14 protein-coding genes are annotated in these 13541 nt (G+C 63.1%); 7 read left to right on the plus strand and 7 right to left on the minus strand.

Going from position 1 to position 13541, the window contains the following annotated elements; all coding sequences use genetic code 11:
• The first annotated feature begins 242 nt into the window (after positions 1-242).
• From DL86_RS06705 to DL86_RS06735, 7 genes are all read left to right on the plus strand, one after another.
• Positions 243-1694 (plus strand): diaminobutyrate--2-oxoglutarate transaminase, encoded by a 1452-nt coding sequence (locus tag DL86_RS06705; protein ID WP_084572758.1) that lies wholly within the window; start codon positions 243-245, stop codon positions 1692-1694.
• A gap of 77 nt (positions 1695-1771) precedes the next feature.
• Positions 1772-2008 (plus strand): MbtH family protein, encoded by a 237-nt coding sequence (locus DL86_RS06710; RefSeq protein WP_036259672.1) that lies wholly within the window; start codon positions 1772-1774, stop codon positions 2006-2008.
• Positions 2009-2087: 79 nt separating this feature from the next.
• A complete protein-coding gene (locus DL86_RS06715; RefSeq protein ID WP_156964511.1) occupies positions 2088-2627 on the plus strand; it encodes a hypothetical protein in 540 nt (179 codons plus the stop codon).
• 335 nt (positions 2628-2962) lie between these two features.
• Positions 2963-3691, plus strand: a complete 729-nt coding sequence (locus tag DL86_RS06720) for an ABC transporter ATP-binding protein (RefSeq protein WP_036259675.1) — start codon at positions 2963-2965, stop codon at positions 3689-3691.
• Positions 3688-5100, plus strand: coding sequence for an ABC transporter permease subunit (locus DL86_RS06725; protein WP_036259676.1), 1413 nt, complete (start codon positions 3688-3690; stop codon positions 5098-5100). The genes DL86_RS06720 and DL86_RS06725 overlap by 4 nt, the downstream gene beginning before the upstream one ends.
• Positions 5101-5116: 16 nt before the next feature.
• The gene (locus DL86_RS06730) at positions 5117-6553 is read left to right on the plus strand and encodes a DUF3526 domain-containing protein (protein WP_051952878.1); all 1437 of its coding nucleotides are present in this window, start codon (positions 5117-5119) and stop codon (positions 6551-6553) included.
• Between the two features lie 195 nt (positions 6554-6748).
• Positions 6749-7327 carry a Uma2 family endonuclease gene (locus tag DL86_RS06735; protein WP_036259677.1) on the plus strand — a complete coding sequence of 193 codons (579 nt, stop codon included), beginning with the start codon at positions 6749-6751 and terminating at the stop codon, positions 7325-7327.
• A gap of 138 nt (positions 7328-7465) precedes the next feature.
• On the opposite strand, the gene DL86_RS19700 is transcribed toward DL86_RS06735, so the two are convergent.
• The 7 genes from DL86_RS19700 to DL86_RS06765 all read right to left on the minus strand — a co-directional run bounded on the left by DL86_RS19700 (position 7466) and on the right by DL86_RS06765 (position 13520).
• Complete coding sequence (locus DL86_RS19700) at positions 7466-7624, minus strand: hypothetical protein (RefSeq protein ID WP_156964512.1); 159 nt, start codon at positions 7622-7624, stop codon at positions 7466-7468.
• Between the two features lie 101 nt (positions 7625-7725).
• Positions 7726-9057 carry an MFS transporter gene (locus DL86_RS06740; RefSeq protein WP_051952880.1) on the minus strand — a complete coding sequence of 444 codons (1332 nt, stop codon included), beginning with the start codon at positions 9055-9057 and terminating at the stop codon, positions 7726-7728.
• Between the two features lie 83 nt (positions 9058-9140).
• Entirely contained in the window at positions 9141-10205 is a 1065-nt protein-coding gene (locus tag DL86_RS06745) for a glutathione S-transferase C-terminal domain-containing protein (RefSeq protein ID WP_156964513.1), read from the minus strand.
• The gene (locus tag DL86_RS06750) at positions 10202-11248 is read right to left on the minus strand and encodes a methyltransferase (RefSeq protein ID WP_036259891.1); all 1047 of its coding nucleotides are present in this window, start codon (positions 11246-11248) and stop codon (positions 10202-10204) included. Before DL86_RS06750 ends, DL86_RS06745 begins: the two co-directional genes overlap by 4 nt.
• A 46-nt stretch (positions 11249-11294) precedes the next feature.
• Positions 11295-12134 carry a prephenate dehydratase gene (pheA, locus tag DL86_RS06755; protein WP_084572759.1) on the minus strand — a complete coding sequence of 280 codons (840 nt, stop codon included), beginning with the start codon at positions 12132-12134 and terminating at the stop codon, positions 11295-11297.
• On the minus strand, positions 12134-12535 hold the full coding sequence (locus DL86_RS06760) for a nuclear transport factor 2 family protein (RefSeq protein WP_036259679.1): 402 nt from the start codon (positions 12533-12535) through the stop codon (positions 12134-12136). Before DL86_RS06760 ends, pheA begins: the two co-directional genes overlap by 1 nt.
• 43 nt (positions 12536-12578) lie before the next feature.
• Positions 12579-13520, minus strand: coding sequence for an NAD-dependent epimerase/dehydratase family protein (locus tag DL86_RS06765; protein WP_036259681.1), 942 nt, complete (start codon positions 13518-13520; stop codon positions 12579-12581).
• Positions 13521-13541: the final 21 nt, after the last annotated feature.

Genomic DNA, 13541 nt, shown 5'->3' on the forward strand with positions numbered 1-13541 from the left:
GGCGGCGCGGAGGCGCTTTGCGTTGGGGGACGATTCTCCGGTCGCCCCCCGAAAAAATCATGACGCATTCTCGCGGCCCGCGCGTTAAAGGCATAGGGTTCCTTCAGAAAGGCGCCCGTCTGGGGAGCGGACAGGATGCTTGGTCCAATGCGGGCTTTATCGAATCGCATCTCGCGCCATCTGACTCTGTCGCCATGCCGCAAGGCCGGGCTCGGAAGCCAAATGAGCCGAGGGCGAGGGTAATGGTTGCGTCGAGGTTTCTGGCGCAATCGCCGCCCCAAGTGGAAGCCGAAATCGAGGCCAGACTCGACGACCAATCGGTGTGCGAGGGAGCAAGGCGAGGGCCAACTCCCTTCTATGCCTCCTTCGGCAACGCCTTCCTGGCGCGCCAGGACGCGATCGAATCCAATGCAAGAGCCTACCCCCGACGGCTGCCGGTCGCCTTGAAATCCGGTGCCGGCGCGCGGGTCATCGATACCGACGGCCGGGAATATTTCGATTGCCTCGCCGGCGCCGGCGCGCTCGCGCTCGGGCACAACCATCCTGTCGTCGTCGAGGCGATTCGCGCCGCGCTGGATGAAGGAGCGCCGCTGCAAACGCTCGACTTTCCAACTCCGCTCAAAGAGCGCTTCATCGAGGAATTGTTTGAAACCCTTCCCGCCGATTTCGCCGCGGAGGCGAGGATCCATTTCTGCGGCCCGTCAGGCGCCGACGCCGTCGAGGCGGCCCTCAAACTCGTCAAGACCGCCACCGGACGGCGCAGCCTCCTCTGCTTCCACGGCTCCTATCACGGAATGACCTCCGGAGCGCTCGGCCTGACCGGCGCCATCGCCGCGAAAGCCGCCATCGCAGGATTGTCCCCAGAGGTCCAGTTCCTTCCCTACCCTTCCGATTACCGCTGCCCTTTTGGCGTCGGCGGCCGGGCGGGACAGGATGTCGGCGCGACTTATATCGAGACCCTGCTCGACGATCCCAACAGCGGGATCTGCGCTCCCGCAGCAATGATTCTCGAAGTGGTTCAGGGCGAGGGCGGCATCAACCCCGCCCCTGACGAGTGGCTGCGGAAAATCCGCGACATCACCCGTCGGCGGGGCATCCCCTTGATCGTCGACGAAGTGCAAACCGGGGTCGGCCGCACCGGCCGCTTGTTCGCATTCGAACAGGCCGGGATAACGCCGGACGTCGTCGTCCTCTCCAAAGCGATCGGCGGAGGCTTGCCGCTAGCCGTCATCGTCTATCATCGCGACCTCGACCTATGGAAATCGGGGGCGCATGCCGGCACGTTTCGCGGCGACCAATTGGGATTCGCCGCGGGCGCGGCGACGCTTCGACATATTCGCGTCAATCGGTTGGATCATCATGCGCGGGAAATGGGCCAGCGCCTTATGCGCGAACTGCGGCGCGAGAAAGCGGCTGCGATCGGGGACGTGCGCGGGCGCGGCCTCATGATCGGAGTCGAAATCATTGATCCGGAGGGCGAGGTCCGCGGATCTGGACCGCCACCCTGCGACCCTGTCCTGGCGCGCGAGATCCAGCTAAATTGCTTGCGGCGCGGCCTGATCGTCGAGTTGGGCGGCAGGTCCGGCAGCGTCGTCCGGTTTCTGCCGCCGCTGATTATCGAGGCCGGTGAGATCGATGAAATCGCCGCCCGCTTCCATGAGGCGGTCGAGGCTTCGCGATCGCCAAATAAATGAACGAAAGAACGGGCACGATAGACGATGCTCTTGTCACATGCTGAAATCATCCGCCGCGAAGGGAAGGAAACCGGACCATGGCCTGGGAAGAAGACGAATCAGCGATCTACACTGTCGTCGTCAATAACGAGGAACAATATTCGATCTGGCCCGACTATAAGGAGATCCCGGCCGGCTGGCGCGCGGCTGGAAAGACCGGCCCAAGGGCGGAGTGCCTTACCTTCATCAACGAGGTCTGGACCGACATGCGGCCCTTGAGCCTTCGGCGGCAGATGGAGGAAGCGGCGCGGACGACGCCTTCGAACGACGCGTGATGGAGCGTCCGTTCCGTGTCGTTTGAGGAAGGCGATCTCCGACGGCGCTTGGCCGCTTTTTCTCCCGGGATCGAGCAAGATGAGTTTAGGACTGTTGACGTCATCCCGGCCTTGCGCTCCAAGGCTGGCAGCCCGCATTCTTCCGGTCCTGCTTTCGGTCCTGGCCGCGATGCTCATTCATGGGCATGCCGGGTCGGCCCGGTCCGAAACCCTTGTCGCCGGCGAGCCGGATGCGGTTCGGCTGGAAGCGCGCGAGGCTTCGGTCGAGGAAGCGCTGAACGCGCTCGGCGAAACATTTGATCTGCGCTACCGGACTTCGGCCGATCTCAAGCGGGGGATCTCTGGCGCTTATACCGGATCGATTCAACATGTGGTCGCGCGCTTGCTGCGAGGATATGATTTCGCGATGGAAACATCGGAGACGGGGATCACCCTCTCCGTGTACGGGTCTCCAGCCGGCGGCTCCGGGATCGTCAATCCGTCCATGGGGAAATTCCTTTCGGCGACGCGCCTTCATTCGCCGCCGCACAAAAGTCGCGGACACGGACGGCGCGACGCAATGTCAGGATCGAGGATGAAGGCGGCCGCATTTGGCGGACGGCGGCGCCCAATCGAATAGCGCCGTAGCGGACGCGCTCCATCGATGCCCAATCCACAAACTCTCCAAGCTCTCCACCACATGAATTTTTGGAAATGACCACCATGAATTTATACAATGCCGCGACCCATTGAGCTTGCCTGATGGAGAGCATTCGCAAAGGCTCGAGATCAAAGCGCATCGCGATTTATGCGTGCTTGCTGCAGGCCTTCCTAGTCGCCGCTCTACCGGCCGCCGGCTTGGCTTTGCAGCGCGTTTGAGCATATCCAGCCCGGCGGCTCACAATTCTTTAACGGGCGCCAGAACGATGGCGGATTTCCGTCGCCCAAATCTCTACAATCGCGGACAGATTATCCATGCTTCAGGCGATCAATCTCACCAAACGCTACGATGCAACGCTGGCGCTTGATGCGCTCAACCTGGAGGTTCAAGCCGGCGAAGTCTTCTGTCTGCTGGGGGCCAATGGCGCCGGCAAAACGACAACCCTGAACCTCTTTTTGAACTTCATCGCGCCGACATCCGGCGTCGCCCTCGTCGACAATATAGATGTCGCGGAGAACCCGATGCAGGCGCGCCGCCTGGTCGCTTATCTGCCTGAGCAGGTCATGCTCTATCCCAAGCTGACGGCGGCGGAAAATCTGGACTATTTCAGCCGCCTCGCCGGCCATCGCTATAGCGCGCCAAAATTGCGAACGTTCCTGCAACAATGCGGCTTGCAGTCCGCCGCGATCGACAATCGCCTGTCGAGCTTTTCGAAGGGCATGCGCCAGAAGGTTGGCCTTGCGACCGCCCTCGCCAAGCAGGCCAAGGCGCTTCTCCTCGACGAGCCAACCTCCGGGCTCGATCCCCAGGCCTCGCATGAATTCTCCGGGATATTGACCGATCTCGCAGGCTCCGGGATGGCGGTCCTGATGGCGACGCATGATCTCTTTCGCGTCAAGGAATCAGGGACGCGGGCCGGAATCATGCGCCAAGGCCGGCTCGTCGCCGCAGTCAACACTGCGGACCTGCACGCGGCGGATCTGGAGCGGCTTTATCTCGAGCATATGGCGGCGCAGGCCGGGGCGTCGGAGATCGCGGCATGATCGGCGTCATCGCCCGCAAGGAACTACTGGAGCTTTGGCGCGACCATCGTTTTCGCATCGCCGCCCTTATCCTGTCTTTGACGCTGCTGGTCGGCGGCGCCTTTGGCTGGGCCAATTTCCTCGACCTGCGGCGCCAAGCCCAGACGGCCGGCCAGGACGAGCGCGAACGCTGGCTCAGCCAGGGCGACAAATATCCCCATGCGGCGGCCCATTACGGCGTCTTTGCATTCAAATCGCCGCGGCCGCTCGCGATTATGGACAGCGGCATTCAACCCTATGTCGGCGCCCTCGTCTGGCTGGAGGCGCATAAGCAGAACGAGATGCTGTATCGCCCGGCCGAGGACGCAACCGCGCTTCAGCGCTTTGGCGATCTCACCCCGGCGGCGGTGGGCCAGAGCCTCATCCCGCTGCTGATCATTTTCGTCGCCTATGGCGCCTTCACCCGCGAACGCGAACAGGGAACCTTGCCGCAATTGGCGAGTCTTGGAGTGCGTCCGTCCGATCTGCTGCTGGGAAAGGCGGCGGGCATCGCATGCGCCTTCTTGCCGATCCTGCTGCCGGCCTTCCTTCTTTTGATTGTCGCGATCGCGGCGCTGACTCCCACGGGGCTGCTCTTCGACGAGTTGGCCCGCGCCGGCCTCCTCGCCCTGATCTACGCCGCCTATTTCGCCCTCTTCCTATTCCTGTCCCTGGCCGTTTCGGCCTGGCGCAGGTCCTCGGCGACGGCGCTCGCCATCCTGTTGAGTTTTTGGGCCTTGAGCGTGCTCGCGGCGCCGCGCGCCTTATCCGATTGGGCGAAAATTCTCTACCCGACCGCTTCCTCAATCGAGCTTAAGCATGGGCTCGATCGCTCGCTTGGCCAGGCTCAGACGCAAAGCTGGGAAAAGACCCGCGCGGAGTTGCTCGAACAATTTCACGCCGACAAGGTGGAGGATCTGCCCTTCGCTTTCGACGGAGCCGCGCTCCAGGCGGACGAAGAATCGGCCTACGCCCTATTCCAACAGCACTATGGCCGCTTCTTCGCGACCTTGCGCCAACAGAACGCATTCTTCCAACTTGGCGCGCTGCTCTCGCCACTGGCCGGCGTCCAGCTCAGTTCGATGGCGCTGGCCGGCAATGATCTCGGCCAGCATCAAGATTTTATCCTCCAGGCTGAGGCGAACCGGCGGGTCATCCATACCATGATCAATGAATATATCGTTCGCCACAGCGCCAAGAATGACGCGGGCGAGTGGCGGTCGCAGGCCGGGCGCGACTTGTGGGAGCGCATACCCGCCTTCGACTACCAGCCGCCGCGCTGGCCAAGCGCCCTGCCGGACTATGGGCTCGGCCTTGGCCTGCTCGCGGCATGGCTGCTCGGCTCGATCGCCGCCGCCTTCCAGGCGGTCGCCCGGATGAAAATAGCGTAAGCGGACAAGACCAAAGATGCCGAATCTGATTGCCCTGGAATGGCGCCGGCTGCGCCGCGAAACCTTATACTGGATCGCGCTCTGCCTTTGCGTCGGCGGGCTTTGGTATGGGCTGAGCAACGGCCTCGCCTGGCGGCAGTTTCAACAGGACGGCATAAGACGCGCCGCCGCCATTGGTGCCGAGGGGATCGCCACGGCCAAAGCCAAGGCCGCCGAGCTTAACGCCGATGCTTCGAAGCAGATCGATTTCTGGGGCGACCCGCGCTCTGGGATCGGGTTTGAAGGCGCCTATCTGCGGCTCTACGATTGTTTATCTCCGGCTCCCCTTGCCGCGCTCGCAGTTGGTCAAAGCGATCTTCTGCCCTATTGCGTCCAGGTGAAAACCGGACCCTGGCCCAATTTCGATCAAAGCGACGAATGGGAAAACCCGGTCCGGCTCCTGCTTGGACGCTTCGACTGCGCCTTCGCGATCATCTATTTGCTTCCCCTGCTGGCCTTGCTTGTCTCGTTCAATCTCTTCTCGCGGGAGCGCGAACAGGGGACGCTTCCCTTGCTGCTCTCTTATCCCGTCTCGGCGCGGCTTTGGCTCGCCGTGTGTTTTCTGCTGCGCGCGACGGTCTTTCTTGGCGTCGTGCTCGCGGCGCTGACGGCGGAGCTGTTCATCGCCGGGTTCGCCGCCTCCGCCCCTGGCGCGACGAGCGATTTGCTGTTCTGGCTGGCCATCATCCTCGCCTATGGCGGATTTTGGTTCGCGCTCGCCTTTGCCGTCAACGCCGGCGGCCGGAGCTCGGAAACAAATGCTCTGATTCTGGTCGGTTGCTGGCTTGCGCTGGTGATTCTCCTTCCGGCCGGCCTCAATCTCGCGCTGAAGCAGATTTATCCGCTGCCCTCTCGCGTCGAATTCATCGATACCTTGCGCGCCGCCTCCGCGCAGGCCGAGAAAATGGGGAGCAGCCTGCTTCAGAAATATCTGCACGACCATCCCGATCTTGCCCCCGGCGACAAGAAAGAGAATGAAAATCAATTCATCGAGACGCTGATCGCCGTCAATGCGGAGACCGAGCGACTCCTCGACCCCGCGAAGCGCCGATTTCGGGACCAGAACAATCGGCAGGTGGAGGCGATCGAGCGGCTGAGCGCCCTGTCGCCCGCCATCGTCTTTCAACGAGCGGCCAATGCCCTGAGCGGAAATGATCAGACCCGCCACATGCGCTTCATCGACGCGGTCGAGGCGCATCGGGATGAGGTCAAGCGCTTTCTCGATCCGAGTTTTGCGAGCGAGGCGCCGTTCACAGACTATGACGGCGTCCCGGCTTTTGCATACGAGCAACGGACCAACTTGCAGAATAATGCGCAGGGCGCGCTCGGGGCGCTTCTTCTCTTGCTAACGCCAAGCGCCCTTCTCGCCGCCTGGGGCTGGCGGCGCTTGCGACGGCCTTTATTGGAGCGCTGAGCGCAGCCCAACCCGGAGCTCAAGAATTGCGAATAGCGCGGCGCGAAATTCGGCCCACGCATTTTTGTCCATGAAGCCAGATTCCCTTCTCATCGCGCCGGATAGAATTAAAGTTCTAAAGCAAAAGCCACACTTACGGGATAAGTTGCCGTTCGAGGCGACTCAAGCGTAGGATGGCGCATCGGAGAAAAATCCATGGGCGAAACTCTTGAGCGTCCGCAACGACCCGCGCGCCATAGGCTCGATGTCGACGCCTATTATAAGATGGCCGAGGCTGGCATCCTCAACCGCGAGGAGCGCGTCGAGCTGATCGACGGGGAAATCATCGACATGAACCCGATCGGCAGCCCACATGCCGCAATCGTGAAGCGGCTAAACCGGCTCGTCGCCCGCGCTGCCGCCGACGGAATCGTCCTCGTCAGCGTGCAGGACCCGCTGCGGCTCGACGCCTATAACGAACCTCAACCCGATCTCATGCTGCTGCGGCCGCGCGCCGACGATTATCGGGCGAGCCATCCAAGTGCGGCCGATGTCCTCCTTCTGGTGGAAATCTCCGACAGTTCGCTGACCTATGACCGCGGCCGCAAGCTCGCGCTCTACGCACAATTTGGCGTGCCCGAGGTCTGGATCGTCGATCTTGCCGGCGCGGCGGTCGAGGTTTTCCGCCAGCTGAAGGAGGGCGCCTATTCTTCGCGCGAGCGGCGGTCTGGCGGGGCGCTGGCGCCGCTGCTCGTCCCCAGCGTCGCGATCGACGTCGCCGCGCTGCTCGCGTGAGACCCGACCCAGCTTACCTTGGGACTATACACCTAGCGCCGCGGCCGCGGCTCTCATAGGCAGGCAATTCGCCGTCTTCATCGTCCGGATGGCGACGACGGCGATCAGGCTCGCCCTCGTCGACAGCCGCCGGATCGCCTAGGAGAGGCCCGCCGCGCCCTGGTCCTCCGGCAGCGCGAGGGCGTCGACCTTCAGCTTCGCGGCGGCGCCCTGGGCGGAGGCCGCTTCAGCGGCCGACAGTGCGCCGAGAACGATGATCGAGGCGAGCCGCAACAGGCGGCGGCGTATTTTCATCATGACCGTCCTTTGAGCGAGGACGCGGACATAATTGGCGATGATGCATGGTCGGCCCGGCCGGCTCCGCGTCGCTGCAATCCTGCAACGCCGACGCGGTTCAATCAGCGGCTTGTTCGAAGTTGACCCTTGTGGGCGTAGCCTAACAGCAGCACCGAGATCGCCGCCAGCAATGTCACCCCTCCCGCAAGGAACAGGACGGCCCTCGGCGTAAACTCCCAGGCCAGCAACAGGCCGGCGAGCGCCGGGCCGACGATGGCGCCAACGCGCCCTACAGCCATCGTCCATCCGAGCCCCGAGGCGCGCAGAGCGCTCGGATAATAGTACGCGACCAGGGGCGGCAAGCACATCTGCGCTCCTATGCAGAAGAACCCCGCCAGAAAGATCACGCCGGTCACCACAGCTCCGGACGGCGGCGCGACGCCGATCAGCCCAACGGAAACCGCGGCGATGACATAGGCTGGCGCGAGCACCTTGTAGATGTCGAATTTATCCGTCAGCGACGAGAACAGCAGAGCGCCGAGCATGCCGCCGCCGCTCAACACCACGCCACCCATGACGGCCATGCTGATGGTGACTCCAGCCTGATTGAGGATCAGCGGCAGCCAGCTCGTAAGGAATATGGACGTGACCAGACTGAGAAAGCTGATGAGCCACAACAGGATCGTGCCCGCCGTGCGCCCCTCCGCAAACAGCTGTCCCACCGAAAGGCCTATGATTCCACGATCGCGCCGCTTGAAGTCATAGGTCTCGACCGAAGGGGCTTCGATGTTGATCTGGGACAGGTTTCTGCCGACCCGCGCGCCCGACGACGGCCGGGTCACGAGATAGGAGAAGGACTCCGGCACAAACGCCCAGGCGATCGGTAGGACGACGAGAGGCAGCAGGCCGCCGAGGTAAAAGATCGTGCGCCAGCCATAATGTGGCAGCAGTTGCGCCGTCGCCATGCCGCCGAGGACCGAACCAAGCGGCACGCCGCAAAACATCGCCGTCACAAAGGTCGAGCGCCGGCGTTTGGGCATATATTCGGAGACGATCGCGAAGAGATTCGGCAAGGCCGCCCCAAGACCCACGCCCGCGACGAACCGCAGCACGATCAGCTGGTTTAGCGTTCCGGAGGCGATGGTGAGGAGAGAGGCGGCGCTCACCACGGCGAAAGCGCCGAGCATGACCGTCTTGCGACCGTAAAGATCGCCGAGCGGGCCTTGCAGGAGGACGCCGGCCAGCGAGCCAAACGACCCCGCGCCGAAGACGACGCCGAACTGCGCGATCGGAATGCCGAATTCGCGCGCGACGTCGGGAGCGGCAAAAGCCATCATCTGACTGTCGAAGCCGTCGATCATTGCGAGGAAGCCGCAAATGGCGACGATGAAATATTGGCGAACGCCTATACGGCTGCGGTCGATCAGACTCTCGATGGCGACAGTCACGTTCATTGGCTCTCCTTGCCTGGCGTTCTATGAAGCGCGCGTTCTTCGCACGGAAGATGCGATGGCGCGTCGCTCCGAGGCTGTGAAATTCACGCCGAGGCGCCAGCCAGGGGCTCGCGCCCGGACGGCTCGCTCCAATCCACGATTGGGCCAATCGGGACAATCCCCGACGGCGTCAGCTCGGGAAAATTGCGGATGTAGTCGAGCTTGTGCTGCGCGAAGTCAGTGGAATCGCGAAAGGCTGGAATCTGGTACAGATCGCGCGCATAGCCCCATAGATGCGGATAGTCCACGAGGCGCTTCAAATTGGCTCTGAAGATGGGATTGTAGGCGACGTCGAAGCGCGCCAGCGTCACCCATAGGCGGATATCGCTCTGCGTCAGATCGGCGCCGAAAAGGAAACGCCGGCTCGCCAGGCGTTCGTCCAGAAACGCCAGCCTGTCGAACAGCCGCGTCGCGGCCGACTCATATTCCGCCTGACTTTTCGAAAGACCCACAGCGTAGACGCCGAAATTGACGTCTGCGTGAAGGCTGGCGTCGAGATCTTCGATCTCCTCGCGCAGCGACGCGGGATAGAGGTCGAACCGCGAATTCGCGTGGGCGCGAAACTGTGTCGCAACGTCGACGAGTATGTCGCCGGAATTATTGCTGACAATCGTCCCTGTCCGGCGGTCCCATAGAACCGGGACGCTGACATGTCCGTCAAAATCGGCGTCCGTCGCTTCGTAGGCCTCACGCAGCAGCAGAAATCCATTCACCGGATCGGCGCCGCGCCTTGCGCGAAACGCCCAGCCGCGTCCGTCGCGCTCGTCGTCGACGAATGAAAAGGTGATGATTTTCGCAAGGTCGAGGACATTCAAAGCGATTAGAACGCGGTGGCAAAAGGGGCAGCCTTTGCCGAGATAGAGATGATACCGCCCGGGCTCCGGCGCAAACGCCGCCGAGTCAGCTGAGCCGATTCTGTTTCTGAAACTAGTCAGCGAATTGAACGCCGCGACGGCGTCCTGCGAATTCGCGCGCTGCATCTTTTTGAGCTTGTCGGCGCTTGCATAGCGGCCGAAGACCTCGTAATCGACCGCGCTCGCATAGGCGCCGCGCTCGCCATTCGCGTCGATGAGCTCCAACCGGGAAGCCGCCGATCCTTCCGCGCTCACGGCTTGACGCCTTCGATGATGCTTTGCACGGCTTTCGTCGGATAGACGTTGGAGATTTTGAGCCCGGCCGCGGCGTAGAGGCGCTCATAGTCCTCAAGGGTGCGCTCGCGGCCTCCTTGGCTCATCACCAGCATTTCCAGATCGAGCAGCTTGGCGAAATGAGGAACGTTGGGCGGCGTCAGCACAGCCTCGATCAGCAACAGTTTCCCGCCCGAAGGCAGCGCCGCCGCCGCGTTCCTGATGAACCGGATGGATCGCTCGTCGTCCCAGTCATGAATGATATGCTTCAGAATATAGACGTCGCCGCCCGGGACCACCGACTCAAGGCCGTCGCCGGCGACGACTTCCGTTCGCTGGAGAATGCCTGTGTCGGCAAGCAGCTGCCTCGCCCCCTCGATGGCGTGGGGAAGTTCGAACAGAACGCCTTTCGCGTCCGGATTGGCTTTCAAGATGGCGCTCAGCAACAGGCCATGGCCGCCGCCGACGTCGACGATCGTCCGCGCGCCGGAGAAATCATAAGCGTCGACCACCGCCTGCGCCGCAAGCTCGCTCAGGCTCGTCATCGCCTCATTGACGACCTCGGCCTCGAACGAGCGCGTGCTGATATATTCGAACGCCGTCTCTCCCGCGACATGTTCGAACGCGCTTTGGCCGGTTCTTACGCTGTGGACGATGTCGCCCCAGGCCCGCCACGAGATGTCGACGCCCATCAGACGCGCGAAGCCGCGGATCGAGCCCGGCTCGTTGCGGCGCAGGGTCTCGCTATAGGCGTTATTGCGGAATCGCCGCCCCTCGCCTTCCACGAATATGCCGACGCTGGTCAGGCCTCGCAGCAGCCTGTAAAGCGAATCGGGATCCGCGTTGACTTCTCTCGCCAGTTCATCGACCGTCCGCTCTCGCTCTCCGACATAATCCGCGACGCCGAGTTCAGCGGCGGCGTAGATCGCCTGGGACACCCATTTGCCTGTCAACAACTGAAATACAGCGACCGCCGGCGGCGAGCCGGACTCGATTATTTTCGCTTCGGCGTTTGCTTCGCTCATCAGATCCCTCGTCGTCTTCATTCGTGGCGTTGCGCGCAAGGCGTCGTCACGGCCCGCGCGGATAGCTGCCGAGAAAGCGCACCGCTCGGCAATGCAGCGCGAGGCTGACAAGCGCGTCCCTCACCTGCGGATCGACGGCATGGCCCTCGCAATCGATCAGGAAATGATAGCGCCCGAGGCCCTCCCCGCTCGGCCGCGATTCGACTCGCGTCACCGGCACTTCGCGGCTGGCGAATTCGTCAAGGACATGGACGAGCCAGCCCGGACGATCGCCGCTGGCCATGGCGACGATCGAGGTCCGATCCGCGCCGGTGCGCGGCGCCAACGGCCCTGGACGCCGCAAAAGAACGAAGCGCGTCACCACATTGGCGCGATCGCCGATGTCGGAGGCGAGCACCTCGAGGCCGTAGCGCTCCGCGGCGACCACGGCGGCGATCGCGGCGATGTCGCGGCCGCCCCTTTGCGCGATCTCGAGCGCCGCCGCCGCCGTGGAGGGAGTACTCTCGAACTGGGCCGCCGGCAGCCATTCCCGCTGCCAGCGCCGGCATTGCCCATGGGCATGGGAATGGGTGAAGACCTGTTTGATGGTGTGGACGCGCGCGCCGGGGTTGCCCATGAGCGCGAACTCCACCTTCAGATTGGCTTCCGCCACGATTTGCAGGGGATCGTCCGAGACGAACTCCCGCAGGGTCGCAGGCACGCCGCCCTCAACCGAGTTTTCAAGCGGCAGCATCGCGGCGTCGACGGCGCCGCTGCGGACGGCTCCGAGCGCGGCGGACGCGCTCGGATAAGCTACGTATTCCGCGCCCGCCGTCTCCGGAAGGCTGCGTAAGGCAGCTTCCGTGAATGTGGCTTCGGGGCCAAGATAGCCATAGCGCGGGCGCATCAGCCATCCCCCGTGACGAGACGGATCATTTCAACAGTGTCGAAATAATCCTCGAACGTCGCAGCCTTGCCGCCGGAGAACGTCCAGGAATGCACGAAGCGCAGGACCGCGCTAGCGCCACTGACCCCCGTGACCCTGCGCGAGCCGAAGACGACGATGCGGTCCCCGGATTCTATGAACTCCTCCGGACTAAGCCTTATCTCGGCGTAGTGCGTCGGCACATGCCGGATAAAGGCGACGACTTCGTCATGACCTCTCTTGGTCCCGCCGAGGCCCAACACATTCATTCCGTCCGGATGAGTCCAGGCCACGTCATCGGCAAGCGCGGCGAGAACCCCAGGGAGGTCGCGCCGGTGGAACGCTTCATACGACGCGCGTACGGTTTCGATATTCGTCGGCATGCGATGAGCGCTCCTTCGATAGGTTTTCCGGCAAATTTACGTCCTAGGCGGCGGAGGATTGCAGGACGGCTCCTGGAAAATGAGCCTCGATCGTCCGCCGTACGCCATCCTTCCAGCCAACCGCGCAATCGCCGATCAGGGCCCGACGCTTGGCGTTGTCGAAGGCGTAGGTCTCGCGCGTGACGGCGCTCCGATCGAAGCGCGCCTCAACCCCGGTGATTTCCGAGATATATTCCAGACATTCCTTGATGCTGACAGCCTCGTCGCCACCCCAGTTCACGATGAGCGCCGGCGTCGAGGCGACGTCCCAGAGCAGCGGAACCTGACGCGCCAGATCGTCCGTGTGGATCAGCGAAGCCCAGTTCTGCCCCTCCAGCGGGATAGGAATCGCCTTGCCCGCAAGAAGCTGGCGGTAGAGAAGGACCGGTACGCCGCCATGCCCGTAGGGTCCGTAGGCGACGTTGAGGCGGGCGATGACGGTCGGCAGGCCGAGCGTCGCCGCGAAGGCCCGCACGGCGCCCTCCGCGGAGATCTTGACGATCGGATAGGCTGGCAGCCATTGCGCGACGCCGTCGATCGGATCCGACTCGGTATAGGCGTGATCCAGCGTCTGCCGGGCGTAAAGAGCGCCCGTCGAGACATAGATAAACGCCTCGGCTCGCCTGCAGTGAGTCGCGATCTGGCCGACGGCGACCGTGTTGATCTCGATCGCTTTGTTGAAGTCGCCATCCTCTCCGCGATGCACGGCGGAATGCAGCACATGGGTGAAATCATCCGGCAGGCCGTCGAGGCTGTCGTGGCCCATGCTCCAGCGCCAGGTCCTGACGCCTTTGGCGCGAAGCTCCTCCTCCGCGCGAGCGTCGCCGAAGCGGCCGATGGCCCACACCTCGTTGTCAGCCGCCAGCACTTCGGCGATCGGCCGCGCAACCTGCCCCGTCGCGCCGGTTATCAGTATTTTCCTCGGCTTCGCGCCAGTTCCGGTCATAGCATTGTCTTCCGGTTACGA

The organism is Methylocapsa aurea, assembly GCF_000746085.1.
In the GTDB taxonomy this organism is placed as follows: Bacteria; Pseudomonadota; Alphaproteobacteria; order Rhizobiales; family Beijerinckiaceae; genus Methylocapsa; species Methylocapsa aurea.